General features: G+C 63.4%; 28 protein-coding genes and 3 pseudogenes. 15 read left to right on the forward strand and 16 right to left on the reverse strand.

Annotated elements, in window-relative coordinates; genetic code table 11:
* Window positions 1-6 precede the first annotated feature (6 nt).
* Together kdpA and kdpF are read right to left on the reverse strand one after the other, a co-directional pair.
* On the reverse strand, window positions 7-1794 hold the full coding sequence (kdpA, locus tag AC1DQ3_RS20520; protein WP_477121989.1) for a potassium-transporting ATPase subunit KdpA: 1788 nt from the start codon (window positions 1792-1794) through the stop codon (window positions 7-9).
* Complete coding sequence (kdpF, locus tag AC1DQ3_RS20525; RefSeq protein WP_477121990.1) at window positions 1791-1889, reverse strand: K(+)-transporting ATPase subunit F; 99 nt, start codon at window positions 1887-1889, stop codon at window positions 1791-1793. The genes kdpA and kdpF overlap by 4 nt, the downstream gene beginning before the upstream one ends.
* Window positions 1890-2431: 542 nt before the next feature.
* Here kdpF and AC1DQ3_RS20530 point away from each other — a divergent pair.
* Window positions 2432-2950, forward strand: coding sequence for a universal stress protein (locus tag AC1DQ3_RS20530; RefSeq protein WP_477121991.1), 519 nt, complete (start codon window positions 2432-2434; stop codon window positions 2948-2950).
* A gap of 17 nt (window positions 2951-2967) precedes the next feature.
* On the forward strand, window positions 2968-3162 hold the full coding sequence (locus tag AC1DQ3_RS20535) for a hypothetical protein (RefSeq protein ID WP_477121992.1): 195 nt from the start codon (window positions 2968-2970) through the stop codon (window positions 3160-3162).
* A 210-nt stretch (window positions 3163-3372) separates the two neighbouring features.
* Here AC1DQ3_RS20535 and AC1DQ3_RS20540 read toward each other — a convergent pair whose 3' ends face one another.
* On the reverse strand, window positions 3373-3735 hold the full coding sequence (locus tag AC1DQ3_RS20540; protein ID WP_477121993.1) for a winged helix-turn-helix transcriptional regulator: 363 nt from the start codon (window positions 3733-3735) through the stop codon (window positions 3373-3375).
* An 88-nt stretch (window positions 3736-3823) separates the two neighbouring features.
* Here AC1DQ3_RS20540 and AC1DQ3_RS20545 point away from each other — a divergent pair, with 88 nt between their 5' ends.
* Both AC1DQ3_RS20545 and AC1DQ3_RS20550 read left to right on the forward strand, forming a co-directional pair.
* Entirely contained in the window at window positions 3824-4150 is a 327-nt protein-coding gene (locus AC1DQ3_RS20545; protein WP_477121994.1) for a nuclear transport factor 2 family protein, read from the forward strand.
* Window positions 4150-4929: an SDR family oxidoreductase gene (locus AC1DQ3_RS20550; protein ID WP_477121995.1), complete on the forward strand. Its 780-nt coding sequence runs from the start codon at window positions 4150-4152 to the stop codon at window positions 4927-4929. Before AC1DQ3_RS20545 ends, AC1DQ3_RS20550 begins: the two co-directional genes overlap by 1 nt.
* A gap of 406 nt (window positions 4930-5335) precedes the next feature.
* Here the strand turns inward: AC1DQ3_RS20550 and AC1DQ3_RS20555 are convergent, their stop codons facing one another.
* Window positions 5336-6289, reverse strand: a complete 954-nt coding sequence (locus AC1DQ3_RS20555) for a DnaJ C-terminal domain-containing protein (RefSeq protein ID WP_477121996.1) — start codon at window positions 6287-6289, stop codon at window positions 5336-5338.
* A gap of 160 nt (window positions 6290-6449) precedes the next feature.
* Here AC1DQ3_RS20555 and AC1DQ3_RS20560 point away from each other — a divergent pair, with 160 nt between their 5' ends.
* Together AC1DQ3_RS20560 and AC1DQ3_RS20565 are read left to right on the forward strand one after the other, a co-directional pair.
* Complete coding sequence (locus AC1DQ3_RS20560) at window positions 6450-6884, forward strand: Hsp20/alpha crystallin family protein (protein WP_477122038.1); 435 nt, start codon at window positions 6450-6452, stop codon at window positions 6882-6884.
* Window positions 6885-6901: 17 nt separating this feature from the next.
* Complete coding sequence (locus AC1DQ3_RS20565; protein ID WP_477121997.1) at window positions 6902-7276, forward strand: Hsp20/alpha crystallin family protein; 375 nt, start codon at window positions 6902-6904, stop codon at window positions 7274-7276.
* Between the two features lie 233 nt (window positions 7277-7509).
* Here the strand turns inward: AC1DQ3_RS20565 and AC1DQ3_RS20570 are convergent, their stop codons facing one another.
* Window positions 7510-7770, reverse strand: coding sequence for a transcriptional regulator (locus AC1DQ3_RS20570; RefSeq protein WP_477121998.1), 261 nt, complete (start codon window positions 7768-7770; stop codon window positions 7510-7512).
* A 203-nt stretch (window positions 7771-7973) separates the two neighbouring features.
* On the opposite strand from AC1DQ3_RS20570, the pseudogene AC1DQ3_RS20575 reads away from it, so the two are divergent.
* Both AC1DQ3_RS20575 and AC1DQ3_RS20580 read left to right on the forward strand, forming a co-directional pair.
* A pseudogene (locus AC1DQ3_RS20575) lies at window positions 7974-8183 on the forward strand (IS110 family transposase); the annotation flags it as partial.
* Window positions 8184-8258: 75 nt separating this feature from the next.
* Window positions 8259-8540 carry a hypothetical protein gene (locus AC1DQ3_RS20580; protein WP_477122039.1) on the forward strand — a complete coding sequence of 94 codons (282 nt, stop codon included), beginning with the start codon at window positions 8259-8261 and terminating at the stop codon, window positions 8538-8540.
* Between the two features lie 46 nt (window positions 8541-8586).
* Here the strand turns inward: AC1DQ3_RS20580 and AC1DQ3_RS20585 are convergent, their stop codons facing one another.
* Entirely contained in the window at window positions 8587-9447 is an 861-nt protein-coding gene (locus AC1DQ3_RS20585) for a transglutaminase-like domain-containing protein (protein WP_477122040.1), read from the reverse strand.
* A 325-nt stretch (window positions 9448-9772) separates the two neighbouring features.
* On the opposite strand from AC1DQ3_RS20585, the gene AC1DQ3_RS20590 reads away from it, so the two are divergent.
* Genes AC1DQ3_RS20590 through AC1DQ3_RS20600 form a run of 3 tightly spaced genes read left to right on the forward strand, consistent with a single transcriptional unit; the run spans window position 9773 to window position 10943 of the window.
* Window positions 9773-10102, forward strand: a complete 330-nt coding sequence (locus tag AC1DQ3_RS20590; protein ID WP_477121999.1) for a hypothetical protein — start codon at window positions 9773-9775, stop codon at window positions 10100-10102.
* A 10-nt stretch (window positions 10103-10112) separates the two neighbouring features.
* A complete protein-coding gene (locus AC1DQ3_RS20595; RefSeq protein ID WP_477122000.1) occupies window positions 10113-10403 on the forward strand; it encodes a hypothetical protein in 291 nt (96 codons plus the stop codon).
* Window positions 10404-10424: 21 nt separating this feature from the next.
* Entirely contained in the window at window positions 10425-10943 is a 519-nt protein-coding gene (locus tag AC1DQ3_RS20600) for a hypothetical protein (protein ID WP_477122001.1), read from the forward strand.
* Window positions 10944-11060: 117 nt separating this feature from the next.
* Here AC1DQ3_RS20600 and AC1DQ3_RS20605 read toward each other — a convergent pair.
* Together AC1DQ3_RS20605 and AC1DQ3_RS20610 are read right to left on the reverse strand one after the other, a co-directional pair.
* Window positions 11061-11281: pseudogene (locus AC1DQ3_RS20605) on the reverse strand (IS3 family transposase); the annotation flags it as partial.
* Window positions 11282-11500: 219 nt separating this feature from the next.
* Window positions 11501-12514 (reverse strand): helix-turn-helix domain-containing protein, encoded by a 1014-nt coding sequence (locus AC1DQ3_RS20610; protein WP_477122002.1) that lies wholly within the window; start codon window positions 12512-12514, stop codon window positions 11501-11503.
* A gap of 236 nt (window positions 12515-12750) precedes the next feature.
* On the opposite strand from AC1DQ3_RS20610, the gene AC1DQ3_RS20615 reads away from it, so the two are divergent.
* Window positions 12751-14064, forward strand: a complete 1314-nt coding sequence (locus AC1DQ3_RS20615; protein ID WP_477122003.1) for a serine hydrolase domain-containing protein — start codon at window positions 12751-12753, stop codon at window positions 14062-14064.
* Window positions 14065-14472: 408 nt separating this feature from the next.
* Here AC1DQ3_RS20615 and AC1DQ3_RS20620 read toward each other — a convergent pair whose 3' ends face one another.
* Window positions 14473-15357: a LysR family transcriptional regulator gene (locus tag AC1DQ3_RS20620; RefSeq protein ID WP_477122004.1), complete on the reverse strand. Its 885-nt coding sequence runs from the start codon at window positions 15355-15357 to the stop codon at window positions 14473-14475.
* A 136-nt stretch (window positions 15358-15493) separates the two neighbouring features.
* Between AC1DQ3_RS20620 and argC the strand changes: the two genes are divergently transcribed.
* Window positions 15494-16426: an N-acetyl-gamma-glutamyl-phosphate reductase gene (gene argC / locus AC1DQ3_RS20625; RefSeq protein WP_477122005.1), complete on the forward strand. Its 933-nt coding sequence runs from the start codon at window positions 15494-15496 to the stop codon at window positions 16424-16426.
* A 52-nt stretch (window positions 16427-16478) separates the two neighbouring features.
* Window positions 16479-16886 (forward strand): annotated as a pseudogene (locus AC1DQ3_RS20630) (LysR substrate-binding domain-containing protein); the annotation flags it as partial.
* Between the two features lie 111 nt (window positions 16887-16997).
* Here the strand turns inward: AC1DQ3_RS20630 and phnX are convergent.
* The 5 genes from phnX to phnD form a co-directional block, all read right to left on the reverse strand.
* Complete coding sequence (gene phnX, locus AC1DQ3_RS20635; RefSeq protein WP_477122006.1) at window positions 16998-17861, reverse strand: phosphonoacetaldehyde hydrolase; 864 nt, start codon at window positions 17859-17861, stop codon at window positions 16998-17000.
* A gap of 52 nt (window positions 17862-17913) precedes the next feature.
* Window positions 17914-19005, reverse strand: a complete 1092-nt coding sequence (gene psrA / locus AC1DQ3_RS20640; protein ID WP_477122007.1) for an iron-containing alcohol dehydrogenase PsrA — start codon at window positions 19003-19005, stop codon at window positions 17914-17916.
* A gap of 79 nt (window positions 19006-19084) precedes the next feature.
* On the reverse strand, window positions 19085-19894 hold the full coding sequence (gene phnE, locus AC1DQ3_RS20645) for a phosphonate ABC transporter, permease protein PhnE (RefSeq protein WP_477122008.1): 810 nt from the start codon (window positions 19892-19894) through the stop codon (window positions 19085-19087).
* A 2-nt stretch (window positions 19895-19896) separates the two neighbouring features.
* Window positions 19897-20709 (reverse strand): phosphonate ABC transporter ATP-binding protein, encoded by an 813-nt coding sequence (gene phnC / locus AC1DQ3_RS20650; RefSeq protein ID WP_477122009.1) that lies wholly within the window; start codon window positions 20707-20709, stop codon window positions 19897-19899.
* Window positions 20706-21581, reverse strand: coding sequence for a phosphonate ABC transporter substrate-binding protein (phnD, locus tag AC1DQ3_RS20655; RefSeq protein WP_477122010.1), 876 nt, complete (start codon window positions 21579-21581; stop codon window positions 20706-20708). The genes phnC and phnD overlap by 4 nt, the downstream gene beginning before the upstream one ends.
* A gap of 113 nt (window positions 21582-21694) precedes the next feature.
* Here phnD and AC1DQ3_RS20660 point away from each other — a divergent pair, with 113 nt between their 5' ends.
* Window positions 21695-22597: a LysR substrate-binding domain-containing protein gene (locus AC1DQ3_RS20660; protein WP_477122011.1), complete on the forward strand. Its 903-nt coding sequence runs from the start codon at window positions 21695-21697 to the stop codon at window positions 22595-22597.
* Window positions 22598-22711: 114 nt separating this feature from the next.
* Here AC1DQ3_RS20660 and AC1DQ3_RS20665 read toward each other — a convergent pair whose 3' ends face one another.
* Both AC1DQ3_RS20665 and AC1DQ3_RS20670 read right to left on the reverse strand, forming a co-directional pair.
* Window positions 22712-23077: a cupin domain-containing protein gene (locus tag AC1DQ3_RS20665; protein ID WP_477122041.1), complete on the reverse strand. Its 366-nt coding sequence runs from the start codon at window positions 23075-23077 to the stop codon at window positions 22712-22714.
* A 28-nt stretch (window positions 23078-23105) separates the two neighbouring features.
* The gene (locus tag AC1DQ3_RS20670; protein WP_477122012.1) at window positions 23106-26576 is read right to left on the reverse strand and encodes a DNA translocase FtsK; all 3471 of its coding nucleotides are present in this window, start codon (window positions 26574-26576) and stop codon (window positions 23106-23108) included.
* Window positions 26577-26617: the final 41 nt, after the last annotated feature.

The following is a 26617-nucleotide window of genomic DNA, read 5'->3' on the forward strand; positions in this document are numbered from 1 at the left end:
GCTGTCCTAATGCGCAAACAGTTGCAGGTGTTCAACCACTGGACCCAGAGCCAGGGCCGGGATGTAGGTGAGCGCGCCGACCATGATCACCGTGCCGACCAGCAGCACCACAAAGAGCACGCCATGCGTGGGCATGGTGCCGCTCGAGACAGCCAGGCGCGGTTTTCTGGCCAGATTGCCGGCAATGGCGAGCACAGCCACGATCGGCACGAAACGGCCAAACCACATCGCCGGCGCCAGGAGGAGGTTGTAGTAAGGGGTATTGGCGCTTAGACCGGCAAAGGCTGAGCCGTTGTTGTTGGCGGCCGAGGAAAAGGCGTACAGGACCTCCGAGAAACCATGGGCGCCCGGATTGAGGATGCCTGCCAGCCCATCCTTGGCCAGCACGGAGACGGCCGTACCAGCCAGGACCAGAAAAGGCGTAATCAGGATCGCAGCCGAGACCATCTTCATCTCATAGGATTCGATCTTTTTGCCAAGGTATTCCGGCGTACGGCCGATCATCAGGCCGGCCAGAAACACCGCCAGGAGGGCGAATACCAGCATGCCATACAGGCCGGAGCCGATTCCTCCAAATACGACCTCGCCAAGCTGGATCTGCAGCATCGGCACAAGACCGCCCAGGGGCAGCAGGCTGTCGTGCATCGTGTTCACCGCGCCGCAGCTCGCCGCCGTGGTAATGGTCGCGAACAGGCTGGAGGCAGTGATGCCGAAGCGCGTTTCCTTGCCCTCCATGTTACCGGCAGTGCCGTCGACGCCAAGTTGCGTCAGCAACGGGTTGGCATGCATCTCCGACCACTGCACCACGGCAAACATGGCGACGAAGATCACCGTCATGGCGGCGACCACCGCCACGCCCTGACGCATATCGCCGACCATGGCCCCGAACATGAAGCACAGCGCGGCCGGGATCAGGAAGATCGACAGCATCTGGACGAAGTTGGACACCCCCGTCGGATTCTCATAGGGATGGGCAGAGTTGGCGTTGAAGAAGCCTCCACCATTGGTACCAAGCATCTTGATCGCCTCCTGTGAGGCAACCGGACCCATGGCAATGGTTTGCTTGTCCGTCTTCAGGTCCTCCATCACCGGCTTGCCGGCGCTGTCGACCATGGGCTTGCCGCTGGCGTCGTTCTTTTGCTGCTGGTAGGCGATCGGCTCGATCAGCTTCACGTCCTGATAGGCGTCGAAGTTCTGGATCGCACCTTGCCCGGCCAGAAACAGGGCGATCAGGAACGCCATGGGCAGCAGCACATAGCCGGTGGCGCGGCCGAGATCAAGCCAGGCATTGCCGATACCGGCGGCCGAGCGACGGGCGAAGCCACGCACCAGCGCCACCACCACCGCGATCGCGGTGGCGGCCGAAAAGAAGTTCTGCACCGTCAACGCCAGCATCTGCGTCAGGTAGCTCATGGTGCTTTCGCCGCTGTAGCCCTGCCAGTTAGTGTTGGTGACGAAGGAGACGGCGGTATTGAATGCGGAGCCCGGTTCGACATTGGCCATGCCGGCCGGGTTGAGCGGCAGCCAGCCTTGCACGCGCTGCAGCGCATAGACGGCGATCACCCCAAGGAAGTTGAAGAGCACGATCGCAGCGGCATAGCGCCACCATGGCATGTCCTCATCGGCGCTGGTGCCGATCAGCTTGCAGATGCCGCGCTCGCAGGCGCCGAGCCAGCCATGGCGGGCGCTCAGGCGGCCGTCCATGACGGCGGTCAGGTAGCGGCCCAGCGGCCAAGCCAGTGCGAACAGCGCAACGAGGTAGAGTCCGAGCTGGACGAAAGGAGAGGAGTTCATGCCACATCCTCCGCGTTAAACAGTGCGTAAAGGAGGTAGACGAACAGGCCGATGGTCACGCCGCCCGCCAGCCAGTAAAGCAGGTCAGCGCTCATGGGATCGACGCTCCAGACGGCGAAAGCCCGCGATCAGCGCCCACAGAGCAGCACCGAATGCCGGGATCAGTAGCACCACGATCGCTTCCACGAAGTACTCCGTATTGCGAAGGGAGACTGCCTCAATATAGGAAGGCCGCCGCAAAGACCTTGTCGAAACCGCGGCCGTTAACGTAAAAAACGTGTATAGATTTTGGTCGGAAAGTGATTCAAGTGGTTCACCATCCGTCTGGTTGCCGACCGCCTGGGCGCCGCATCCTGGCGATGGTCGACATCTCCATGCTTGTCGCTTGCGACTCCACTGGACACTGCGCTATTTGCGCGAACCGGGCGGCGCCCGCACAAATTGGATCGTGACAGACGCTACCGACACCTGATTCCGATCCCCGGCGCCTTTTTACACTTTGAATACACCGACAGGCGTCTCTTTATGCCGTCTTTGCACGCGACCTTCTATATCTATTACAGAGGCTCTACGCCGGGGGATGCACCTCCGAGCCTGAATGGGCCCGACGACTTCGTGTAGAGGCTAGATACTCCAAATGCTCACAATTCTGGTTCCCGTGGATGGCTCCGAGTGCGCCCTATGTGCCGTTCGCCATGCCGCTTTCCTATTCCGCGAACACAGCGTCGCCAAAGTGGTCCTGCTCAATGTCCAGGAGCCACTGGAAATGGGGCGGGCCGCCGCCTTCCATTCCCTGTCGGAATTGCGCAGGCTCGAACGGCAGGAGGGCGAGGAGGCGCTGCAGCGGGCATGCGAGATACTGGACGACTCGGGCGTGCACTATGATGCCCAAATTGGCGTCGGATCCCGGGCTACGACCATTGTCCGGGCTGCTACTGCAAATCAGTGTGATGGCATCATCATAGGCACCGCTGCAAGGTCGTACCTGGGCGGCTTGCTTGGCGGCGGTCTTGCGGGCAAGGTCGTGCGCCGCGCCCGTGTGCCAGTGACACTGGTCAAGACAAACGGTGGTCCAACGGCGCCACCGCCGGAATCGGGTAGGCCACGCCTCCACCACGCGCATCCCTCACTCGCCATTTACTCGTCCGCGTTTTGAACCCGGTCGAGGCATGGATGAAGCCGCCCATTCCCATTTTCCTGACGTGCAAGAAATGTGGTCATATCCACGCGGAGACACTGCAGAATGCGGTCTCCGGTACGATGTCGCAGCCACTGGTTTGCCCGCGCTGCCAATGCGAACTCGATATCGACTGGGACTGGATAACGCGTGAAGCAGAAATCACCGGCCTGATCCGCGGCGAGCGCTGACAGCACAAACGCTTATGTAGTCTCGATGAGGGCGGCAGCTGGCCTTCTTCGAAGGCGGAACACCCCGATGAGCGCAGATGCGCGCTTCCGGCCGGCGCCCTAAGCCCCCACAGCCGGGGATTTCGCTCTCGCTTGCAGCCCGTTGACTTACAGCAGACACCTCGTCGACCACCCACAGAATTCGTATTCTGGAAAACAGGTCTGTCAGCCTTAGGCACGCACGCTCGACGCCGCCGATGGAAAGTCTTTACGGCGCTCCGCCCATTTCAGGATCGCATCCAGTGCCGGGCAAAGCGCTTGGCCCCAATCGGTCAGGCGGTAGTCCACCTTCGGCGGCACCTGGTGATAGACCGTGCGCGTCACAATGCCGGCCTGTTCGAGGCGGCGTAACTGCTGGGCAAGCATCTTTTGCGTGATGCCGGGGATCAGCCTCTCGAGGTCCGAAAAACGCCGAACCTGGCCACCGAAAAGGTGAAATAGGATCACCAGCTTCCAACGACCTTCCAGCAGCTTGAATGCGGCTTCGACGTCGACCGCAGCAGTCGCAGGAGTGTAGGCTTTTCGGTTGGGCACGGCTTACTTACTTTTTAGTGCGTTCTTGCGATGTGGTAACTATAGCGCCATCCTTGGGCGTGCAAACGTGACATTCAGGAAGAGTCCGATGAACATGACCGTGCCGCCGCCACTGGATACCTATCTGAACGCAGAAACCACCAGCGACACCGCCTCTCTTGCGAACTGCTTCGCTGCCGACGCCGTCGTGCGCGACGAGGGCCGCACTATCGAGGGGCTCGAAGCCATCCAGGCCTGGAAGAAAGACGCCAAAGCGAGGTACCAGTACAACGTCGAGCCGTTGGAGCTGTCCCAGAATGGCGCCGCCGTCACGATGCGCGCCAGGCTCACGGGCGCCTTCCCCGGTAGCCCGGTCGAGCTGACGTACACCTTTGTCCTGGCTGGCGGCAAGATCGCGTCTCTGGAGATTCACTGATGAGCGCCGCACCCGAACTTCAGGGCCTTCGGGCGCTTGTCACAGGCGGGACCAAAGGAATCGGTAAAGCCGTTGTCGCACACCTTTGCGAGGCAGGCGCGAACGTCATCGCGACGGCACGTTCGCGTCCCGATGACCTTTCCGAAGAAAGGTTCATCGGTGCGGACATCACGACGGCCGAGGGCTGTAAAACCATTGTCGACGCCGTGCTCGAACGGCTCGGCGGCGTCGATATAATCGTGCACGTGGCGGGTGGCTCATCTGCGCCGGCGGGTGGCTTCAGGGTGCTCGACGACGACGAATGGAGCAAGGCATTGAGCCTGAACCTGTTCCCGGCAGTGCGCATCGATCGCGCGCTGTTGCCCTTGATGGTCGAGCAGCGCTCGGGCGTCATCATCCACGTCACGTCGATCCAGCGGCAGTTGCCGTTGCCGGAGGCCACGATTGCCTATGCCGCCGCCAAAGCTGCCCTGTCGAACTACAGCAAAGCCTTGTCCAGGGAAGTCAGTCCGAAAGGCGTTCGCGTCGTGCGTGTCTCCCCCGGCTGGGTCGAGACAGACGCCGCCGCGGGTCTCGTTGCCGAGATCGCCCGGCAGCGCGGCATCGACACGGAAGGCGCCCGCAAGATCATCATGGATTCGCTCGGGGGCATTCCTCTCGGCCGGCCATGCTCTCCCCGAGAAGTGGCAGAACTCATTGGTTTCCTCGTCTCCGCGCGGGCCAGCGCCATCACCGGCACCGAGTACGTCATCGACGGCGGAACTGTTCCGACCGCGTAATCTGAGCCGCTTGCTCTGCCCCTCCCCGGTGTCGCATATTTCTGCCGGCAGGCGGACAGCCACAGCCAGGCCTCCTCGGCGCTGCCGTATTGCATGTCCTGTTAGTCGTCGGGATCGAGTGGCAAGGACAACTGCCGCATCAATTGCCGTACTGTGCTTTTGGATCGACGAACGGCCGTAACGATCTTTGAAGCAGCCATTCGCGCAAACTCCGCCAGCGTATGGCCGTAGCCCCTACCGCGCGAGCGGTTTAGTCCCCCGACCCATCTGAGTCATTCGACTGCACGGCTCCGGAAGGCCGAAATGGCCGATGATGAGACGATCACGCTATCGACTCGGATGGCCGCTGGTCGCTACATAGTGGCCGTTCAGTGAGCCGAGGCGGTATGCCCGCTCATCGGCCGGATCAGACTCCCCTATCCGGGCGCGGTTTAAAGGCCAATTCCCGGGCCATGGTTTCATAAAGCTCCCGCGCTTTAGGGGTGTTTGCCGGCGGCAACACCACTTGAAGGTCCAGCAGCAGATCGCCCGGTGGATTCGCGGGGATGCCCTTGCCGCGCACGCGTAGCTCATTGCCGCTCTGCGCGCCGGGGGGAATGCGCACCTTCAGTTCGCCCCCAGGTAAATGGATGGGCACCACCGCCCCCAGCGCCGCCTCCCATGGCGCCACCGGCAGGGTGAGGTGTAGATTGCGTCCCTTCACTTTCAATTGATCGTGCGGTTTGAAATGCACTTCCAGAAAAAGATCCCCCGCCGGCGCGCCGCCGAGCCCCGGCGCACCCTGCCCGCCCAAACGAATGAGCTGACCTTCGCGTACGCCTTTGGGAATTTTCACGCTGAGGGTCCGGCTCCTGAGCTGTACCCCGCCACGGGCGTCCATGCTTGGTACCTGCAGCGAAAGCTGACGGGTGGCGCCGGTAAAGGTGTCGTCCAGGTCCAGCAGCACCTTGGCGTGGTGATCCACACCGCGTGACTGAACGTTGCCACCGCGTGTATGGAAACTGCGGTGTCCGCCCCCCATGTGGCCAAACAGCTCGGCGAAGAAGTCGCTGAAATCGGCCTCTTTCCGGGGCGAGTAGCCGCGACTGGAGAACTCGAAGCCGGTGTTCCAGTCCGGCGGCGGACGGAACTCCTGGCCGGGCTGATGGCCTCGTCCCAATTGGTCGTACGCGGCGCGCTTTTCCAGGTCGGAGAGTACGGCATAGGCCTCGTTGAGCTCCCTCATGCGCAGTTCGGCATCCGACTGCTTGGAAACGTCGGGATGGAACTTGCGCGCGAGCTTGCGGAACGCCTTCTTGATGTCCTCCGCGGTGGCATCGCGCGTCACTCCCAGCGTTCTGTAGTAGTCCTGGAATTCCATGCGTGTTCCCCTTTTCAGCTCTCTAGCGCTGCCCTTCCGCTCGGAAGAATGATGGCGAATATCAGTCAAATCAAGAACTTGAAATCCTCAGGGGAAGCCTTACCATTCCAACCGGGGACGTCAGAATATGGCGCCCGCGCCCGAGCGAATGGAGGCAAACATGATGTATCGATCCCTGTTTCCCCGTGACGTATTCTCAGCGCTGGAACGCCTGCAGCGTGAGATGCAGCAGCCATTCGAGCTGTCTCACAGCATTCGCGGTCAGGTCAGTTTTCCGGCCATCAATGTCGGCGGCACACCCCACTCGGTGGAAATCTACGCTTTTGCCCCCGGCCTCGATCCGGCCAGCATCGACGTGCAACTGGTGAAGGGCGTACTGACCATTGTCGGCGAGCGCAAGCCCGATCTCTCTGACAAGGACGAGCAAACCTCCCTGCATATCAATGAACGCTTCGCGGGCCGCTTCCGCCGTGTGGTGAGCCTACCAGACGACGTAAATCCCAACGCGGTGGAAGCCAAATACCGCGACGGCGTGCTGCACATTAGCATCCAGCGTCTCGAAGCCGCGCAGCGGCGCCTCATCAGCATCCAGTGAGTGAGGAGGATCTGGCCATGAGCGAAACTACTGCTGTCACCAAACAAGCCGACCCCGCTGACGCGGCCCTGATGCCGCCAGTGAATGTGTATGAGGACGCCGCAGGCATCACCCTGTACGCCGATCTGCCGGGTGTGCCCAAGGACAAGCTGGTCGTGCAGGTGGAAGGCGATATTCTGACCATCAAGGGCGAAGTCGTCCTGGCTCAGCCGGACGACATGGAAGCCAGTTACACGGAGGTTTCCCTGCCGCGTTACCGGCGCGTGTTCACGCTATCCAAGGAACTAGATGCCGAGAAGGTCGTCGCCGAGTTCAACCACGGCGTGCTCAAGCTGCGCATCCCGAAAGCCGAACACGCGCAACCGAGCCGCATCGAGGTCAAGGTGGCGTGATGTAAGCCGAGCGGCCCGTGGGCATCGCCCATGGCCGCCCACACGTAGGCGGGCTGACATGCAACGGAAGTCCTTGAAAGAGGGTTCGGTTCGCTGTGGGACAACGTGGTCGCAGGTTGGCACCATCCTTCGGGCACGCTCCAACCACTGAGTTCGGCTGCCTTCCAGGCTAATATCCCTATCTGCCAAATGGCCGGCTTTTCTACCCCCCGTGCCTCACGGCCTGGGGTCTCTCATTCCAGCTTATCGAATGCGCCGGCTCCCAGATCTTTGGTGAAGTGCTCCACCCAATCTGCCTCGTAACCGATAGGGTATTCCCGCGTAACTCGAGTTGATCGTCTCGTTACGGCGACAAAGCCCTGCAGACCAAAGTTCTCGTCGCCCTTTGGGTCCGTCGTATCGTTTTCGGCAACCTCGAAATCATCTTCTGCCAGACCGTTATGCCGCAGAGCAGCAAGAAATGCCCGTTGTTCGTCCGGCTCAATCAGTTTCATTGTTGGCTCCTTGTGCGTCCAACGCGGACGTGGTGGCTTCGCGGACAAGCCTCAGGTTGATCGGCACCGCTCCATCTTCCAGAGGGGGCGCGCTCGGGCGCGTTCTCGTGGCCTTAGATGGGTACGCAGTGCCTGGAAGTATCATGGTTGCGGACTATGGGGTTAAAAGTGACCACGCCTTCATCGTAGACCTATTTGTTGGCAAGGCGCGCCGCGGCGCCAAGAAGGCTATCCTCGCGGTGGCCGCCTCCATGCTCACCGCTGCCTACCACATGCTCAGCGACGGCGTTGAATACACCGACCTTGGTCCTAATTACTTCGACCGCCATCATGCCGAGAAGACCATCCGCCGCCTGCTCAAACGCCTCGCCGATCTCGGGTGTCAAGTGGTTCCCATGGCTCATGCTGTTTAGCGCTTCCTCGTAGTACAGACCCTCGTCGGAGGTACATCATGATCCCATCAGAACGAAGAGCTTACCTTCCGTGGACTGCCATTGAGCGCCGGACAAGACTCGGAAGTCCGGCACTACATGAAGAAGAAGACTCAGTTGGGTGAGTCATGGGATACATCGGAACTGGCGACGATGCTCGAAGACATGCTGCTGCCACCCAGCACGGAGGACGACAACCAGGGCGACTCCGCCGTGGATACGCTGGCCGCCGCGGAGCGCGCCGCCGCGTTCGTCGATCAGTCCATGGAGCCGATCGAGGCCTATGAGGAATGGAAGGCCGCCATGGAAACCGAGAGCATGAAGGGAAACAAACGTTGATGCGCAACCGACCACGGAGCCGGTAGCAACGGCCAACGAGCGCCGGCTACCAGGTGGAGATGGCCTTTGCAGTGAACACCGGCATTTCAATCCCGGCCGCTGTGTCGGTCACAGCATGGATTTCGACAAAGGGCCGCTCCGATTCCACCGCGCCGAATATCGCCGCGAACGGTATGTCCGCGGCATCCCGGCCGGTGCCGATACGAAGCAGCCCCGTCGGGATCGATACGCCAGAGGGATCGAGCAGGTACCACCGGTGGGACAAGTACACTTCTACCACCGCATGAAAATCCGGCGCGCCCATTGCCGGATCCGCCCCATAGTCCAGGCTGCTGGACATGCGCGCCGGAATGCTCAGGGCGCGGCAGATCCCAATCATCAGGTGGGCAAAGTCGCGGCAGACACCGGTGCGTTCCACGATGGTATCGACCGCCGACGTGCGCTCGTTGGTGGAGCGCGAGAGATAACGCACGTGATTGCGTACCCACTCCCGAATTGCGTAGACGCGGCCATAGCCGCGCTGCATGCCCCCGAATTCACGCATCGCAAATTCCATCAGGCGGTCAGATTCACAATATCGGCTAGGCGCCAGGTAGTGCCAGACATCGAACGGCAGTTCGGCGACAGGCACTTCTGACAACTGATCGCTGTCGTCCAGGCGATGATCGATATCGACGACTGCCTCATAGCGGATGGCAAGGCGGCCCTTGGGTGCGCGCATTCTAAGCAGGCGGTTGCACAGCACCGGATCCGTGTAGTTGGTGGTCTGAATTGACGGGGGGAACGTCAGTCGTTCGGCAACGACGAACTGCCGCGAAGTCCTGGCAGCTTCAATGTTCAGCATGAAGTCCGCCGTGGGATCCATGACCTCGTAGGAAAGGCTCACCGAGTATTGGAGACGGTTCATTTCAAGCCTTGCGTTGACGACGATCTGAAGAAAAGCAAAGAGATCCGGACAGCGAAGATTGCTGTGGAATGCCATTTCAGTGTAGTGCGAGCGGTGGACGACCGGTTTGCGTTTGCGGGCGCCGCGGGTGCGTGGCGTAACACCTGCCGGGCCATTTTGTAAGGGCGTTAGCCTGGGATGCAACGGACACCTATGCTTATAGTTGCTGCGTCCCTGAAGCGGCGTGCTTCTGGTTCGCCCACCACTCGTTTCCGGGCCTTCCCCCTCGACAACGTCTTAGGACTGGTGACTCCTGAAGTCACTCACGGGGATTCCCGGAAATTTCATGCAAGATGCCACGCGGCGACCTCCGGTCGTCCACTACCCCCGTAACCAAGGAAATCGGTCGTTCGCCAGGATCGATGTAATCGATGTCCGGCGATTGGAACCCTTTGCGGCCGTAATGCCGATCGCCAGGTTGGTTGCCGCTTTCTTTGCTGCCCTTCCGCGTTTCAGGCTGGCCGAGCCGCGATCTCATCATGACGATGATGCCGTGAAGATCCTCGGCAATGCGGGACGGATGGAAATGATTACCCGTTCGCAATGGAAGACCGGAGCCCACAGCGGTGGTGCCCCGTCACAACTGCCGCCACACGGCCAGCCTTCCAAACAATGAAGGAAATATCGTGCCGAACAATCCTGCGAAGACCACCTACCGGGCCATTCCCGCCATGCGCCTGCTGCGCGACCGCCAGGTCGGCCAGTTGCCGAAGGGAAGCATCCAGAGAATTGGATTCATACGTTTGGTGGCAACCCAATGGCATCAAGCAGCCACACTACTGATTGACTGGGATCGCGCTGTCAACGAAGGCTGGCCCAACCTGCGGTCGCCATCCTGCCCCGCGGTCAAGGGGCACTGGAGCTTGGGCCGGAATCATTACGCAAACATCCGCCGGTTCGCCGGAAGTCGAAATTGAGATTGAGTGAGGTAACACACCATGCGTACGCTACTGTATTTCAGGCTGAATGACGTCGCCACGGCGGGGCTGGCGCGAGCGCGATTAGGCGAGTTGGCCGGTACATCGGCACTCGTCGCGGGACCGTGGTTTGCCCAGCGCGACAATCAACCAGTTGACGGATTGCCGAGGATTGACATCGGCCAGACCACGTATCGCGAAGGAGCGGCGATCACCGGACTTTTTGTCGGAGCGATCATCGCCGCGCTGGTAATTTTCAGATACGGAGTCTCCGCCAGTACGGGCGCCACTACCATTGCGTATGTTGGCGCTATCGCGCTTGGCGCGATGATCGGCTGGTGGATCGGCGGATTGGTCGGCGTCAAGGTCGGCCGCCTCGGGCTGGGGCGGCAGAAAGCGCAAATGGCACCGGGCCAGTTGCTGATGATTGCCAGTTTTGACTCGAAATCCAAGGAATCCATGAAGCGGATGATGAACGAACTGGGTTGCGTCAGTATTGACGAGCACAGCGACCTGATGCCGAACCTCAGGTGGGTATGATTGCCGGAAGGGATCTGGCTATGCGGTCCCGGAAAGATGTAGTACGCGGCTAAAAAAGAGGGTCAGTCCGAACTGCCCCCAAGAAATTGGACAGTTAAATCGCTCGCCGCCTAAGGGCTGGGTCCTGTCTTGCACGGGACTCAGCCCTTTTAGCTTCGGCTTGATGCGCTCGTGATTGTAGTGGATCTACCTGGCCGGCCTGAAGCTGGTCCAGACCGGTAAATTTGTTCAGCGTGAGGAGCTCGGAGCGTGCCGAAGAACCTCTCCCTGGCGGCATTGTCTAGGCAGTTTCCCTTACCAGACATGCCTTGGGTCAGAACATGTTGTTCCAATAGGCGGTCCGGTGAGCGCCCATGAGCGCCCATGAGCGATCATCCAAAGCGGAGGCGGCGAGTGCCCCTTCATCGGCCGGTCCAGTCCTTCGATACGGTCCCGGCGGATGACTCAAACTGGCCGGGAAAAGCCGTCCGCCGCCGTGCCGGCCAACGGCGGCTCATCGGCCATGCCGGCCATCCGCTTCCCACTGCAGATCGTACGGGAATGCCGGGTGGGTGCCATTATCCCGAGCGCAGTTCCGCGCGCACCGAGTGAGCACGCCTGTGGGCGCCGGGCGGCAGGCCAGTATGGCGGCGTACCAGTTTGCGAAAGGCCGATATGTCCTGGTAGYCGCATTGCTCGGCAATGGCAGTCAGGCTCAGCGTGGTCACTTCCAGCAAATGGCAGGCGCGTTCGGCGCGCAGGCGATGCAGGAACTGCAGCGGCGACATACCGACCGATTTCATGAAGTGCCGCAGCAAGGTGCGTTCGCTGGTGGACGCCACGGAGGCCAACCGGCCCAGATCGTAGGGTTCGGCCAGGTGCTGCTGCAGGTGGCGGCGTGCGCGCAAGACCACGCTTTCGCGCGGAGTGTCACCGACCTTGATCCATATGTTGAGCGCCTCGCCGCGCGCGGGCTGGTCCAGCAGCGTGTTGCCCAGCGTGCGTGCCAGCGCCTTGCCGGCGGTTCGCGCCACCGCTTGCTGCAACAAGGCATGCACGTGATCCAGCGCGCGCGAACTGAACACATTGCCGCTTTTGACCACGGCCTGATCGGCCTGCAGCCGCCGCGCCGGTTCCACCTGGCGCATCCAGGTACCGAACACCCAGGGCACAGCGAGCCGGCGTTGTGCGGGCAGGCCCAAGGCCACCAACAGTGCCACCGCGGTAAATGGCGCCACCAGCAGCGCGCCTTTTGCTGCCGCGCTGGCGAGGGCGGCACGCTCGCGGTCCAGCAGCGACAGCCCATGCTCCAGCCCGGCAATGTGGTCAAAGATCGGCGGCGCAATGACCACCATCGCATTCTTGTCCGCGCGAGCCAGTTCGGCCAGCGGCACGCAATCGCACTGCAGCACGCCGGCCAGCGCCTGCCAGCGGCGCGGCTCAGATGCTGCCACGTGCCACTGGAACGGCGCGCGGCCACGCCGGCCTACCTGCATGGAGGCCAGTGTATTGGCGATGCGCAGGGTGTCGGCGGCCGTGGAGAGCACCGACACGGCGGCGGACGGATAGCACAGCAGGTAAGCGACGGGCATTCTGGGGCAGCTTGAGATATGGCGGAATTGCCTCCAATTCTGGCGGATCTTGCTCTACCTGTCACGTCGGCAATATCCGACCATGCGTGTGGCATCACGCGGCGCCCTCAGCGGATCCCGCGGGCCCGGCGAACAAAGAAGAGGAGACGAACAATGAAGCAACGCATCGCGCGCGCAACCGCTCTGCCGCGGCATGGCCTTGGCAATCCATCCAATCATCCAACGGGAGACAAACCATGAAGCTCAAATCCATCCTCGCTGTCTTGAGCGCTGCATGCTGCGCCAGTATCGCGCAGGCGCAAACCTCTCGTCCGCCGCTCAGCGCTGCGGATTCGGACCCAGTAAAGATGGGCTGGATGACCGGTTCGCCGCCGCCGGCGGACAAGCTGATCCGGCAGGCGGACATGACGCTCTACACGTTCCCGCAGACTCGCTGGTCGTTTGCCAACTTCCGCCAACTTGTGCCCAGCACCAATGTCGGCCGCGGTGACGGCACACCGTCGGCATTGCCGCGCGCCGAGCGCGGCGACATCGACGGCATCACGTTCACGCCACTGGGACGCACGGGCACGATGACCTGGGCGCAGTCGCTTGAGGCCAACTACACCGATGCGATCGTCGTGCTGCACAAGGGCCAGATCGTCTATGAACGCTACTTTGGTGTCATGAACCCGCGCCAGACACACACGGCCATGTCGGTAACCAAATCGTTCTTCGGCACCCTGGGTGCGACGTTGGTGGCCGAAGGCAAGCTCGACGAGAACGCGCTGGTCTCCAACTACATCCCGGAGCTCAAGGACACGGCCTACGGCGGCGCGACGGTGCGCCAGGTGCTGGACATGACGGTCGGCGTCAAGTATTCAGAGAATTACGCAGATCCGAATGCCGAAATCTGGCAACACGTGCAGGCGGGAGGCGTGTTTCCACGCCCGCCTGGCTACAACGGCCCAACCTCGTTCTATGGGTTCCTGGAAACCCTGAAGAAGGAGGGCGAGCATGGTGATGCCTTTGCCTACAAGACCGTGAATACGGACGTGATAGGCTGGCTGATCCGGCGCGTCAGCGGCAAGTCAGCGGGCGAAGTACTGTCCGAGCGCATCTGGCAGAAGCTGGGGGTCGAGCAAGACGCCTATATGCTAGTCGACAGTATTGGAACAGAGTTCGCCGGAGGCGGTTTCAACCCGACCCTGCGCGACATGGCCCGCTTCGGCGAAATGATGCGCCTGGGTGGGCGGTTCAATGGCCAGCAGATCGTGCCCAAGTCCGTAGTCGACGACGTCCGAAACGGCGGCGACAAGGCCAAGTTTGCGAAAGCCGGTTATGTGACAATGCCCGGCGGGAGCTATCGCGACATGTGGTGGGTCAGCCATAATGCCGATGGCGCCTTCTCTGCGCGCGGGGTTCATGGCCAGGTGATCTACATCGACCCCAAAGCCGAGATGGTGATCGCTCGGTTCGCCTCCCATCCGGTGGCCGGAAACGAGCGGTCCAATACGGTCAGCTATCCAGCCTTCCAGGCATTGGCCGACCACCTCATGGCCACTCGATAACAACGCCACCGGGAATGATGATGACAAGGCCGTGCTGCGCTGGGACGGCAGCCGGCTTCTGGCACTATCCACACCGGTTTCCGACCGCAACGACCGCTTGCGCGAAGGCCGCCGTTGATCCAACTCCGCCCGCGGGCCACGTCAGACCTTCCCGCCATGCGGAAATCCTAGGAGTTCCGCTAATACCCAGGCGACCGTACAACGGCAGGGTGTCCTCGCCAAGATCAAACGAGGTCGATCTTGGCGAGGACGGCCCGGCCGCCGTTGGCCGACGAGCCGCCGTTGGCCGGTTGAATCCACAACCCAATTCGGTCACTTAGATTTCTACAAACCGGCCATTCGTTCGTCGTGGGGTGCAATAAGGCTACTGTCCCAGCGAGAACGAACCGAAGCGGAAAATGGCAACTCCTACGCCAATCGCAGATCCCGCAACATATCAAGTACGTGTTGCGTGGAACGCTCAACGTACCCCGCACGATGTGCAATGCCGAGCCGACGCCACAACGCCGGGCGCAGCGGACGCATGACAATGCGCTTGTCGGGTAATGGCGCAGTCGCCTCATGGGGCAACAGCGCGGCGCCGTAACCTGCCGCTACCAGACTCTTGATCGCGTCGTTGTAGTTGAGCTGAATGCGAGGCGCAGGATGATACCCCCCGGTCGCGAACCACTCCGCAGTCAGACGTGAAAGACGCGTGGTCGCGTCATTGAGAATGAGAGGTTGGGCAGCGAGCCATTCAGGCGTGACGCGGGCTGGGCACCGCCAATGCGCCGGCACAAAGGCCATCACGGGGTCGCGCCTCCAAGGCTTGATCACGAGTCCAGCCACCGGGGGTTGAGGCAGTGCGACCAGCCCAACGTCCAGCGTCCCATCCGCCAGTCGGGCCAACGTTTCATGTGAAGTCAGCACTGCAACTTGAATGTCGATAGCGGGATGGTGCTGGCGCAGCACCTCAAGCGCTTGCGGCAACAGGTGCGCGATCGCGCCAGTCGACGCACCGAGCCGCACGCGCCCTTCGAGGCCCTGCACCTGGCGTTGAATATCGTCTAACGCCTGCTCCGCATCGGCCAGCAGTCGACGCGCGCGCTCCACCAGCACCTCTCCTATCGCCGACGGCCTGACATGTCCGCGCTTGCGCGACAGGAGTGGCGCCCCAATGCGGTCTTCAAGTTCAGCGATATGGAGGCTAACCGTTGGTGGCGCCAGGTGCAATGCACGCGCCGCATCGGCAAATGAGCCACGGTCTGCAATGGCGACCAGAGTGCGCAAGCGGTCCAGGCTGATCTCTCGCATGTCGGCGTCCAGATTCAGAAAAACTGAATGTTCACGTTATGAAATACAACTTTCCCTATTGTAGCGGTCGACGGAACATAGGGCCTCGTTCTTCGTTCTACTTCTTACAACCCAAAGTCAGCGGAGTATTTCACGTATGAGCTCTCCCGTTGTTTTCATCGACGGCGACCAAGGCACCACCGGGTTGCTAATCCACGAACGGCTGCGTAACCGGACCGACATCAGACTGATTACGCTTGCTGCTGCGGAGCGCAAAGATTTGCGGCGTCGCGCAGAAGCCATCAACGCCTGCGACATCGCCATCCTCTGTTTGCCGGATGCCGCCGCGCGCGAGGCAGTGGCCACAATTGTCAATCCTGCGGTTCGAGTCATCGACGCAAGCTCCGCCCACCGTACACAGCCGGACTGGACTTACGGATTTCCGGAGATGACGCCGGGGCAGGCTGAGAGAATTGCAAACGCACGTCGGGTCACCAACCCCGGTTGCTATCCGACCGGTGCGATTGGCCTGCTGCGTCCGTTGGTGCAGGCTGGGCTCATACCGGGCAATTACCCCATCAGCATTCATGCGGTATCCGGCTACTCCGGACGCGGACGCGCCGGCGTGGAGGAATATGAGGGGCCGGGAGCCGCTAACGCGCCTTCATACCAGGTCTATGGCCTGGAACTCGCGCACAAGCACACGCCGGAGATCCAGCAGCACGCCGGGCTCACGCAGCCTCCCATTTTCGTCCCTGCATACGGAGCGTTCCGCCAGGGCATCGTGTTGACGGTGCCCCTGGAGTTGCGGCTGCTCGCGCCCGACGTGGATGGCGCGACGTTACACGCATGCCTCGCACGCCACTATGCCGAGGCGGCCCACCACGTACGTGTCTTGCCGCTGCACGAATCGTGCGCCTTAAAGCACCTGGATCCGCAAGTGCTGAACGGTACAAACGACATGCGCTTAGCCGTATTTTCTAACATGGAGCACGGGCACGTCCTGCTATCCGCGGTTTTCGATAATCTTGGCAAAGGCGCATCCGGCGCTGCGGTTCAGAACCTGAACCTGATGCTCACGCAGCAATAGTGGCCGATGGCTTGAGCTAACGTTCGGCCGCACCCACAAATACGCCTGCGACGTCGGCGTGCTTGCCAGCCAGCTACCGGATGACCGGTACTACATGCAGCCTTACGCTCGCTATCGCGTCATTGCCTTTGTCCACGTGGATCACCCTTTCGCGGGCCGCGAATCCATCGCGCTCAGCGAACTGTCAGGACAAAGGCTATTGATGCGTGAACCTGGTTCCACAACCCGCAAAGCGCTTGAGGAGGCTTTGGTGAAACATCGGGTGTCGGTACAAGTTGCCATGGAGATCGGGAGTCGCGAAGCATTGCGGGAGGCCGTCATAAGAGGACTCGGCATCGGCACCGTCTCACGTTCCGAGTATGTGCCCGATCCGCGCCTGCGTCCGGTCCGGATCGAGGGAGATGTCGTGTCGACCGGGATTCATATCGGCTGCCTGCGCGAACGCCTTGACAGTCGCCTGATTTCATCGTTCTACGCCGGCCGGCGTATCGCGGCGCGCCGGACCGCTACAAGGACAGCAGCCCCGCCGCGCACGCGGCTATCCAGCCGGACTCCAGGCCGTTCCGGGGACTTAAGGCTTCTCGCCGCAGGCCAGCCGCTCTTCGATCTCGTCCATTACCGCCGGCAGGTCCGCGACGGATTCAATGATGTAGTGCGCGCCCGCGTCTTTCAGGCGTTGCGTTGCACGTGCCACGCGAGCGTGCACTTCGGCTGGCTTGGCATCCGCGAGTTCCGTGCGCGAGTACCCGACTTCGTTGCCAGACAGCGTCAGCCCGACACACCACATGCCGGCATTGCGTCCTTCCTCGATACCGGGCACCGTGTCATCCACCTTGATGCAGCTGCGTACATCGCGCACGCCGAGCGCAAGCACATTGGCGAGCGCCATGAACGGGCCCGGCCGGCCACCTGCGCTCAGTTCGTCTCCAGCCACGACATGGTCGGGGGCAATGCCCTCGCCCGCGGCAATCGGCAGCAGCACATCCATGACCTGGCGCGGGTAGCCCGAGCAGGACCCTACCTTGATGCCGCGCTCGCGCAGCAGGCCAAGCGTCTCCACCGAACCCGGGATAGGCCGCGAATACTGGCCCACCTTGGCGATCTGCATCGGCATGAAGCGCTCGTAGATGGCATCGATATCGTCATCGGTCGACGGGCGACCGAAGCGGCCCTGCCATTGCGCCTGGATGGTCTCGTCGGCCAGCAGCGTGCGGATGTGGTCGCGCTTGGACAAGCCCATCGGGCCACGCGCCTGCGCCAGCGTGATGCCCAGGCCGAAGGTGGCGAACGCATCGACGAAGATCTGCGTTGGCGCCAGCGAGCCGAAATCGACCAGCGTGCCGGCCCAGTCGAAGATTACCGCTTCGATCGTGCCGGCGTTGGGATGGGTGGCGCGCGCGGTGTGCACTGCGCGAGTGCTGAGGTTCTGGTTCATCACAGTTTTCTGATTCCAAAAATGTCGGTTCGATCGACTTGGGGGGATTCGTTCAGCGCGGCGCGCCGATAAAGTTCCGGCCGCGCGGGCCTTCCAGCGCGGCGCTGACGAGCTGGTCCCATTGCCCGGCACCGATGCCGTACGCGGCGGGATTGGTGCTTACGCCCAGCCGCTCCAGGAACGCGGAAAGCGTTTCCACAGCCGCATCCACATCGCCGGCGTCGAACACCGAGAGCAACAGCGCGTCGAGCTGGACATCCCGGCCAAACGCCATGCGCATCACACACGGCAAGCTGAACGAACAGGCAATGCCATGTGCCACGCCGCGCTCCAGCGTGAGGCCGTACGAAAGCGAATGCGCGAGCGCAGTCTTGGTATTGGAGAAGGCAACGCCGGCCTGCACGGCCGCCACCGCCAGCCGTGCCCGCAGGTCAACCCGATGGAGCTGCCCGAGCAGGGTGGGCAGTGTCGTCAGGATCTCGCGTGCGGCGGAAACCGCGAGGCTGGCCGAAACCGGGTTGCGGTTGACGTTCCACAGCGACTCGAGCGCATGCGAGAGGGCATCGAGGCCACTGGCGAGCGTGGCACCGCGCGGCAGGCTGGTCATCAGCGTGGCATCGATGAGCGCCGCCTCGGGCCACGTCCATGGCAAGTGCAGTGAGTATTTGCGGCCTCCCTGCTGGTCCCAGATGGTGGCCCACGGCGTTACCTCGCTTCCAGTGCCCGCGGTGGTCGGCAACGCGATCAGCGAGCGGACCCGTGCCGGTCGCGCCATGGCCGTGTTGTCCGCGAGGCAGGCGAGCAATTCGTCGAACGTACCCGAGGGCGTACCCGTCAACATGGCCTTGGCGCAGTCGATGACGCTCCCCCCGCCAAGCGCGATCACGCAGTCGGCATCCAGGTCATCGCGCCAGAGGCGCTGGTACATCGGCGCAAGCCACGAGACGTCGGGGTTCGGGTACACCTCGGTCTCGATCGCCATCAGCCTCTCGCCGAGCATGGCTTGGAGCCGGTCGCAAAGACCGAGCGCACGGGCTTCGGGAAACGCGATCAGGATCGCGCGGCGGTCCCCGAGGCGCTCGGGCAGGCGGGCGAGCGCGCCCTCGCCCGCGTCGATCGCGACGGGATTATGGAAGTGCCACATGGAAAGTCTCGGAAGAAGGTCGGGAAGGTCGGGAAAAATCGGGAAGGTCGTGAATGCAGTGAAGGTCGCGCGGATCGGATCAGTCGCGTCCGCCGTTGCGGATGGCCTCACGCAGCCGGTTGGAGATCAGGTCGGCAAGGATCACCATGACCGTGATGACGACGATGCAGGTGGCAGTCTCCTGGTACTTGAAGAGCTTGAGGCTGCTCACCAGTTCGAAGCCAAGTCCGCCGGCGCCCACCATGCCCAGTACGGTGGCCGAACGCAGATTCACCTCGAAGCGGTACAGCACGACGGCGATCCAGGCGGTCAGCACCTGCGGCAGCACGCCGAACACGATCACCTGCAGCGGCCGGGCACCTGTGGCGCGCAGCGCCTCGAGCGGGCCCTGGTCAATCTCCTCGATGCTCTCCGCAAAGAACTTGCCGAGCATACCAATGCCGTGCACAGCCAGCGCCAGCACGCCGGGAAACGGGCCAAGACCCACGGCGGCCACGAACACCAGCGCGAGTATCAGTTCGTTGATGCTCCGCGTCACGTTGAGCACCTGGCGCGTGCCCCGGTAGATCCAGCTATTCGCGTTGAGGTTGCGCGCGGCCAGGAACGACACGGGAATCGCGCCGATCACGCCGAGCAGCGTGCCCCAGATCGCGATCTGCACCGTTTCGATGGCCGGCGCCAGCAGCGACGGCAGGATGCTCCAGTCTGGCGGTATGGTGCGCCCGAGGAAATCCGCAATCTGCGGCAGCCCGGCCGCCAGGTCGGACACGCTCAGCTGCGCGCTCCATTGCAGGCCAGCGAACACCACCACCAGCACAGCGACCAGCGCTGCCCAGCCCCGCACGCCTTCGGGCAATGGCGCGGTCAAGAGATACTTGCGGTCTTCCATGATCATGCTCCCGCGCGCGCGGCGTAGAACGATTCGGCGAGCGCATCGACTGCCTGCGCGGCCTCGCCGGGTACCGGGGCTTGCGGTTGCGCCCCCGGGTAGATGCGGGCTAGCTCGGCATCGTCGAGTGCCGACGGCGCGCCGTCGAATACCACGCGGCCATGGGCCAGGCCAACGATGCGATCGCCGAACTCGCGTGCGTAGTCGACCTGGTGAAGATTGCAGACCACCGTGATGCCCAGCTCCCGGGTGGCGGCATGCAGATACTGCATCACCAGCCGCGCGGTCTTCGGGTCGAGGCTGGCGACAGGCTCGTCGGCCAGGATGACGCGAGGCCGCTGCGCCAGTGCGCGCGCAATGCCCACGCGCTGGCGTTGCCCGCCGGAGAGCGCGTCGGTCCGCGCATTCGCCTTGTGCGAGAGCTCGACACGCGCCAGGCATTCGCGGGCCAGCGCCACGTCGGCGCGGGTAAAGAATTGGAGGATCGACGCCAGCACGGGCACCGACCCCAGGCGCCCCGTCAGCACATTGCGCAGCACCGACAGGCGAGGCACCACATCGTGGTGCTGGAAGATCATGGCGACCTGCCGCCGCAGCGCCCGCGTGTCGCGCTCGACCGTGGCGTCGACGCCAGCCACCCGCAGTTCGCCGGCATCGGCACGCGCCAGCCGGTTCATGCAGCGCAGCAGCGTGGACTTGCCCGCGCCGGACTGGCCGAGGATCACCAGGAACTCACCGGGGGCCACGTCCAGGTCGACGCCGCACAGGACCGGATTGTCCCCGAAGCGCTTGGTAACGCCGCGGAGCCTGATCATTTCATGCTCCGCAGATCGAGCTTGAGCACCTTGGCGGTATTGCGCACCACGTCATACGCGGCGTCGCTGGTCGGCTGGAAGCCGTTCAGCATGCCCTGGTCGCCCCATTGCACGTCCTTGATGCTCGCCAGTGCCTTTGCCACCTTGTCCTTGACGGCCGGGTCCAGATCCTTGCGCCACACCATCGGCGACTCGGGAATGTCGCCGGAGCTCCAGACCACGCTCAGGTCATTGGCGCGGACCTGGCCGCTGGCGACAGCCGATGCGTAGATCCGGTCGGCCACCGCGGCGGCGTCGACCTTCTTGTTGACCACCGCCAGCAGACTGGCATCGTGCGAGCCGGAGAAGACCACGCGCGAGAACAGCTTGGCGGAGTCGTACCCGGCCTGCTCAAGTCCGGCCTTGGGAAACAGATGGCCAGAGGTGGAGCTCGGGTCGACGAAGGCGAAGGTGTGCCCCTTGAGGTCAGGCAAGTCATGGATGCCACTGTCCTTGCGCACCACGATCACGCTCTTGTACGCGCTCTTGCCCGACTTCTTCGTCACCGCGACGGAGAACGCCTCGACGTTTGCCACGGATGCGGCCAGCACATACGAGAACGGGCCGAGGTAGGCCACATCAAGCTTCCTGGCGCGCAGCGCTTCGATGATGCCGTTGTAATCGGTGGCGACGAAGGGCTTCACCTTCATGCCAGTCTGCTGCTGCAGCCGCTCGATGACTTGCTTGCTCGACTCGATCATCGCTTGCGAATCCTCGGCCGGGATCAGACCGATGGTCAGCGTGTCTTGCGCGGCAAGCGCCGCATGAGAGGCTGCCAGCAACATGGCGGCGGAAACGGCAGCAAAGGGAAGACGGCGGGAGAAGAATTTCATGACAGGCATCCGTTAGGCGAGAAGGAATGCCACGCAGGTTACCGATGTCACATGTCGGTCATGTTATCAAACTAGTATCACATTTATCAGTGATCCATAGGTTAAAGCTATACATGTCGGCAACCCGACTCCGCGCCTTCCTGGCCGTGGCACGCCATGGCAGCTTCAGTGCCGGCGCCCGTGCGCTGGGGCTCGCGCAGCCCACCGTCACCACGCAGATTCAGGCATTGGAAAAACAGCACGACGTCGAGTTGTTCCACCGGCGCGGACGTGGCGCAGAGCTCACGCAACTCGGCCTGGCGTTAATGCCAATCGCCCAGCAACTGGGGGCGCTCGAACTCGACGCCTTTAACCTCCTGCACGACGCCGGCAAGCTCGATACGGGGGAGCTGAAAATCGGCGCGGTTGGGCCGTTCCATGTCATCGAAATGGTTGAGGCCTACCGCCGGCGCTATCCGCGGATCAACTTGTCGATCCGGGTCGGCAACTCTGCCCAGGTGCTCGCGGACCTGGACAACTACATCACCGACATCGCGGTACTGGCCGGTGCACACGACGAGCCAGGCTTTCACTCGGTGCTCTATGCGAGCCACCCGGTGATCCTCTTTGCGCCGATCTCTCACCCGCTGGCCAAGCATGGCAGCGTGCCATTGGCGGCGTTGCACGACGCGCCGCTGCTGCAGCGCGAGCGTGGATCCACCACACGATCCGCGCTCGATGCGGCGTTTGAAAAAGCTGGTGTAAAGGCACGGGTCGTCATGGAAATCGGCAGCCGCGAGGCGCTGCGCGAGGCGGTGGCACGTGGCTTGGGCGTGGGAACTGTCTCTGAGGCAGAGTTCATTCCTGATCCGCGTTTCCGGGCGATTCGTATCGAAGGGGACCCGGTTCGTACCGATACCTATCTCTATTGCCTTGCCGAACGGCGCGAAAGCCGGTTGCTGTCGTCTTTTTTCAACGAAGCACTCAATGCCCGGGGTGTTGATTTGCATCCAAACCTGACCCAGGCAAGGCCGTAATTTGCATCGAAGCAAGGATGCGCCAGCGGTCAGGCCGAGCCCGGTGGGCTTCGGCCAGCGCCAGACGCCAGACGCCAGGCGCCAGCGCTCCGTTTCGCTTAAGCCCTACGTTCTTCAGCCTCGTCGCGCTGGTTCGCAATGCACCGCAAGCCAGACCGTCGGCTGGTCCGCATCGGTCCACGCCACCCGATGCCGGCAATGCGCCGGCAGGTGCAGCCAGTCGCCGGGCGCAAGCGTGCGCACCTCGGTTTCGCCCTCGATATGCAGACCGGCGCTTCCGCTCATCAGCAACACCCATTCGTCCTGCGCGCTGTCGTACCAGAAACCGGGCGGGCTGGCCTGACCGTTGGAAACGATGCGTTCGATCTTGAGGCCAGGCCGTTCCAGCAATGCGTCGAAACGTTCCGCCGCGCGGTCGGCCGGCACCTGCGCCAGCAGGTTGCCCTGCGGCACAGGCGACGGTGTGGTCGTGGAATCCATCATCGTCTCCCGGTGCCCCCCTCTGCCCTCAATCGCCCGGACCCGGCGCAAGCACATCGCGCGCACCGTTGCGGCCCATCGGCGACACCAGCCCCGCCACTTCCATCTGCTCGATCAGGCGCGCGGCGCGGTTATAGCCAATGCGCAATTGGCGCTGCACTGCCGAAATCGAGGCCCGGCGGCTGGTCAGCACGAAAGAGGCCGCTTCGTCGTACAACGGGTCTGCTTCCACATCGCCGCCGCCTTCGCCGAACAGGTCCGCGGCAGCGGCCTCGCCGGGGTCTCCCGCGAGGATGGCTTCCTCGTAGTCGGGCTCGCCGAACTGCTTCCAGTGCTCCACCACGCGGTGCACTTCGTCGTCAGCCACAAAGGCGCCGTGCACCCGCTGCGGGTAGCCGGTACCCGGCGGCAGGAACAGCATATCGCCCTGCCCCAGCAGGCTTTCGGCACCCATCTGGTCGAGAATGGTGCGCGAGTCAATCTTGGACGAGACCTGGAAAGCCACCCGGGTCGGGATATTGGCCTTGATCAGGCCGGTAATCACATCCACCGACGGGCGCTGCGTGGCCAGGATCAGGTGGATGCCGGCCGCGCGCGCTTTCTGCGCCAGCCGTGCGATCAGTTCTTCGATCTTCTTGCCGGCCACCATCATCAGGTCGGCCAGTTCGTCGATCACCACCACGATCAGCGGCAGCGTGCGCAGCGGCTCGGGCGCATCGGGCGTCAGCGAGAACGGGTTGGGCACGTGCTCGCCCACGGCCTGGGCAGCGCGGATCTTCTGGTTGAACCCGGCCAGGTTGCGCACGCCCAGCGCCGACATCAGCCGGTAGCGCTTTTCCATTTCGCCCACGCACCAGTTGAGCGCGTGCGCGGCCTGCTTCATATCGGTCACCACCGGCGCGAGCAGGTGGGGGATGCCTTCGTAGACCGACAGCTCCAGCATCTTGGGGTCGATCATGATCAGGCGCACATCGTCCGGCGTGGCCTTGTACAGCAGCGACAGGATCATGGCGTTGACCGCCACGGACTTGCCCGAGCCGGTGGTGCCCGCCACCAGCAGGTGCGGCGCGCGCGCCAGGTCGGTCACCACCGGATTGCCGGTGATGTCCTTGCCCATCGCCAGCACCAGGTTCGAGTTGTGCGCGAGGAACGACGACGCTGCCACGATTTCCGACAGCCGGATCATCTGGCGCTTCGCATTCGGTAACTCCAGTCCCATGCAGGTCTTGCCGGGAATGGTCTCGACCACGCGGATCGAGGTCACGCCCAGCGCACGCGCCAGGTCCTTCATCAGGCCCACCACCTGCGCGCCGCGCACGCCCATGGCGGGATCCACCTCGAAGCGCGTGATCACCGGGCCGGCCGACGCACCCACCACCGACACCGGCACCTTGAACTCCGCCAGGCGCTGCGCGATCAGTTCGCCGGTTTCCCGCAGGCGCTCCTCGGTGACCTGCTCGACATCGGCCGTGGCGCTCTCCAGCAGGGCGAGGTCGGGCAGGCGGTAGTCCGATATCCGTGCGGGTGCCGGCGTCACGGCAATGGCCATCGACGCCGGTATTGCCGTTGCCGCGGGCGGGGCCGCCGCGGGACCCTGCACCGGATCGAACGCCACCACCTTGCCGACCACGGCCGGCAGCACGATGCGCGGCTTGGGCGCTGGCGCGCCGGGGACCGCTTCGGGCAACGGGAGCGGCGCCGGAGCGGAGGCGCCGGCGGGCACTTCGCCGGCGTCTTGCGGCGCAGGAGCGCGATCGTTGTCCTCGCTGCGAGACTCGATCAGCAGGTTGGCATCGAGAACGCCATCGGCGACGACTTCCAGGGCGGAACCGGCTTCAGGCTCGCCCTCCGCTTCCGCTGCCACTTCGGTGGCGAGCGGCATTGCAGCTTCGGCTTCAAGCGGATCTTCGACTTCGGCTTTTGGCTCGCCTTCGATTTCGCTCTCGATGCCAGCCTGGGCCTCGGCCTCAGGCTTGGCACATGCCAATGGCTCCCCGGCCTCTGCCACCGAGCCGCTCACCAGATGACTCACCGCATCGGCTGCAGCCTCGGCAGGGATCCCGGCCAAGGTTTCGCTTGCGGCATCCGGCAATGGCGCGGCTTGCGCCTGCGCATCGGCCACCGCCGCTTGTGGCGGCAAAACCGGCACGGCAGGCGGTGCCGGTCGAAAGGCACCAGCCAGGGCTTTCAGCTCCGCCATCAAGGCTTCGGCTTCCAGGCGGATCTCGTCCAGCGTCGCCGCTGGCGCGTCGCCTTCGCTGGCGGCGTCCGCGTGCAATGGGGTGTGTCCCGGCGTCTCTCCCGGCATCTTTCCCGTCGTCTCTCCCGGCATGGTGGCGGCAAGGCCGGCGACCGGCACCGCGACGTCTTCGGCGGTCAGCACGGCCACCGTCTGCGGCTCCGCGGCTAGCACCGCGCTGGCTTCTTCGATTTCGAGCACTTCGGTATCCAGCTTGTCCGCCAATTCGGGTTGCGCGGCCGGTGCTTGCGCTGGCCGGGCCGAGGCGTGCGCGGGCAGCGCTTGCGATCCCCGCGGCGCGTCAACCTGCGCGCCTTCCTGGCGCGCGACGGGCGGCGGCACCACGGCAGCACTGGTCACGGTCTTTGCGGCAACGGGCTGGACGGTCCGCGCGTTGGCTTCGGGCAGCGTCGTAATGGCGGAACGCACGCCGGTCTGCGGCTGGCGCAAAGGGCTGCTGGCCACGGTCGCGCGCGCAGCTGCAGGCGCAGCCAGACTGGCCGTGGCGCTGGCCGCCGCGGATGTCGTCCGTGCAGCAGCCTGGGGCTGCGTGGCTGCCCGCGCTGGTGCGGGCCTGAATGGGGCAGGCCTTGGCATGGCGGGCGCAGGCACTGGCGCAGCCGCTTCCGGCTTGACGGCACCCGGCGGGCCTGCCTGCTGCAGCCAGATCTCGCCCGGCTGCGGCGGCGAGCTGCGGGTGCGCGCCGGCGGCTGCCAGACGGGCTGGCGCCGCGCCGAAACGGCTTCGATACCTTTGTGGCGGGGTACGTAATCGGTCGCGCCCGGCGTTGCGGCATGCGTCGCGCCCAAATGGGTGGTCTCCCAGTTGTCCGGCTCGCGCGTGGTACGGGCGGGCGGGCGCAGCGGCGCGAGGTCCGCCTCGTCCGGCTCCGCCACGCTGGGCTTGCGCACGAACAGGCCGCGCCAGGTTTCGCCGAACACCATCGGTGCGGCCAGCGCCAGCACGCCAAGCATCAGCAGCAGGCTGGCGCTCCAGCCGAACATGCCGGAAACCAGGCTGCCCAGCGCACGGCCGGCGCTGCCGCCCGAAGTGCTGCCCGCCATGCCCGCCTCGCCCGCGGCACCCGTCAGTGCCTCGAGCGAAGCGCTCGCGCACAGCACGATCAGCGTGCCAAACCAGACCCGCAGCGTGCCGCGTCCGCTAAAGATACGGCGCTCGCCGGCGAGCAGACGCACCGCCTGTCGCCACACCAGCGGCACAAGCCACAAAGTCGAAAATCCGAACCAGCCAAAACCCATTATCGAAACGCCATCGTCAAATACCTCGGGCACCGATTGTA

The organism is Cupriavidus sp. 01T418 (assembly GCF_056398885.1).

Bases quoted from the DNA above. Each gene is read 5' to 3' on its own strand.
- kdpA (WP_477121989.1), bottom strand. From the start codon at position 1,794: ATGAACTCCTCTCCTTTCGTCCAGCTCGGACTCTACCTCGTTGCGCTG.
- kdpF (WP_477121990.1), bottom strand. From the start codon at position 1,889: ATGAGCGCTGACCTGCTTTACTGGCTGGCGGGCGGCGTGACCATCGGC.
- AC1DQ3_RS20530 (WP_477121991.1), top strand. From the start codon at position 2,432: ATGCTCACAATTCTGGTTCCCGTGGATGGCTCCGAGTGCGCCCTATGT.
- AC1DQ3_RS20535 (WP_477121992.1), top strand. From the start codon at position 2,968: ATGAAGCCGCCCATTCCCATTTTCCTGACGTGCAAGAAATGTGGTCAT.
- AC1DQ3_RS20545 (WP_477121994.1), top strand. From the start codon at position 3,824: ATGAACATGACCGTGCCGCCGCCACTGGATACCTATCTGAACGCAGAA.
- AC1DQ3_RS20550 (WP_477121995.1), top strand. From the start codon at position 4,150: ATGAGCGCCGCACCCGAACTTCAGGGCCTTCGGGCGCTTGTCACAGGC.
- AC1DQ3_RS20555 (WP_477121996.1), bottom strand. From the start codon at position 6,289: ATGGAATTCCAGGACTACTACAGAACGCTGGGAGTGACGCGCGATGCC.
- AC1DQ3_RS20560 (WP_477122038.1), top strand. From the start codon at position 6,450: ATGATGTATCGATCCCTGTTTCCCCGTGACGTATTCTCAGCGCTGGAA.
- AC1DQ3_RS20565 (WP_477121997.1), top strand. From the start codon at position 6,902: ATGAGCGAAACTACTGCTGTCACCAAACAAGCCGACCCCGCTGACGCG.
- AC1DQ3_RS20570 (WP_477121998.1), bottom strand. From the start codon at position 7,770: ATGAAACTGATTGAGCCGGACGAACAACGGGCATTTCTTGCTGCTCTG.
- AC1DQ3_RS20585 (WP_477122040.1), bottom strand. From the start codon at position 9,447: ATGAACCGTCTCCAATACTCGGTGAGCCTTTCCTACGAGGTCATGGAT.
- AC1DQ3_RS20590 (WP_477121999.1), top strand. From the start codon at position 9,773: ATGCAAGATGCCACGCGGCGACCTCCGGTCGTCCACTACCCCCGTAAC.
- AC1DQ3_RS20600 (WP_477122001.1), top strand. From the start codon at position 10,425: ATGCGTACGCTACTGTATTTCAGGCTGAATGACGTCGCCACGGCGGGG.
- AC1DQ3_RS20615 (WP_477122003.1), top strand. From the start codon at position 12,751: ATGAAGCTCAAATCCATCCTCGCTGTCTTGAGCGCTGCATGCTGCGCC.
- AC1DQ3_RS20620 (WP_477122004.1), bottom strand. From the start codon at position 15,357: ATGCGAGAGATCAGCCTGGACCGCTTGCGCACTCTGGTCGCCATTGCA.
- argC (WP_477122005.1), top strand. From the start codon at position 15,494: ATGAGCTCTCCCGTTGTTTTCATCGACGGCGACCAAGGCACCACCGGG.
- phnX (WP_477122006.1), bottom strand. From the start codon at position 17,861: ATGAACCAGAACCTCAGCACTCGCGCAGTGCACACCGCGCGCGCCACC.
- psrA (WP_477122007.1), bottom strand. From the start codon at position 19,005: ATGTGGCACTTCCATAATCCCGTCGCGATCGACGCGGGCGAGGGCGCG.
- phnE (WP_477122008.1), bottom strand. From the start codon at position 19,894: ATGGAAGACCGCAAGTATCTCTTGACCGCGCCATTGCCCGAAGGCGTG.
- phnC (WP_477122009.1), bottom strand. From the start codon at position 20,709: ATGATCAGGCTCCGCGGCGTTACCAAGCGCTTCGGGGACAATCCGGTC.
- phnD (WP_477122010.1), bottom strand. From the start codon at position 21,581: ATGAAATTCTTCTCCCGCCGTCTTCCCTTTGCTGCCGTTTCCGCCGCC.
- AC1DQ3_RS20660 (WP_477122011.1), top strand. From the start codon at position 21,695: ATGTCGGCAACCCGACTCCGCGCCTTCCTGGCCGTGGCACGCCATGGC.
- AC1DQ3_RS20665 (WP_477122041.1), bottom strand. From the start codon at position 23,077: ATGGATTCCACGACCACACCGTCGCCTGTGCCGCAGGGCAACCTGCTG.
- AC1DQ3_RS20670 (WP_477122012.1), bottom strand. From the start codon at position 26,576: ATGGGTTTTGGCTGGTTCGGATTTTCGACTTTGTGGCTTGTGCCGCTG.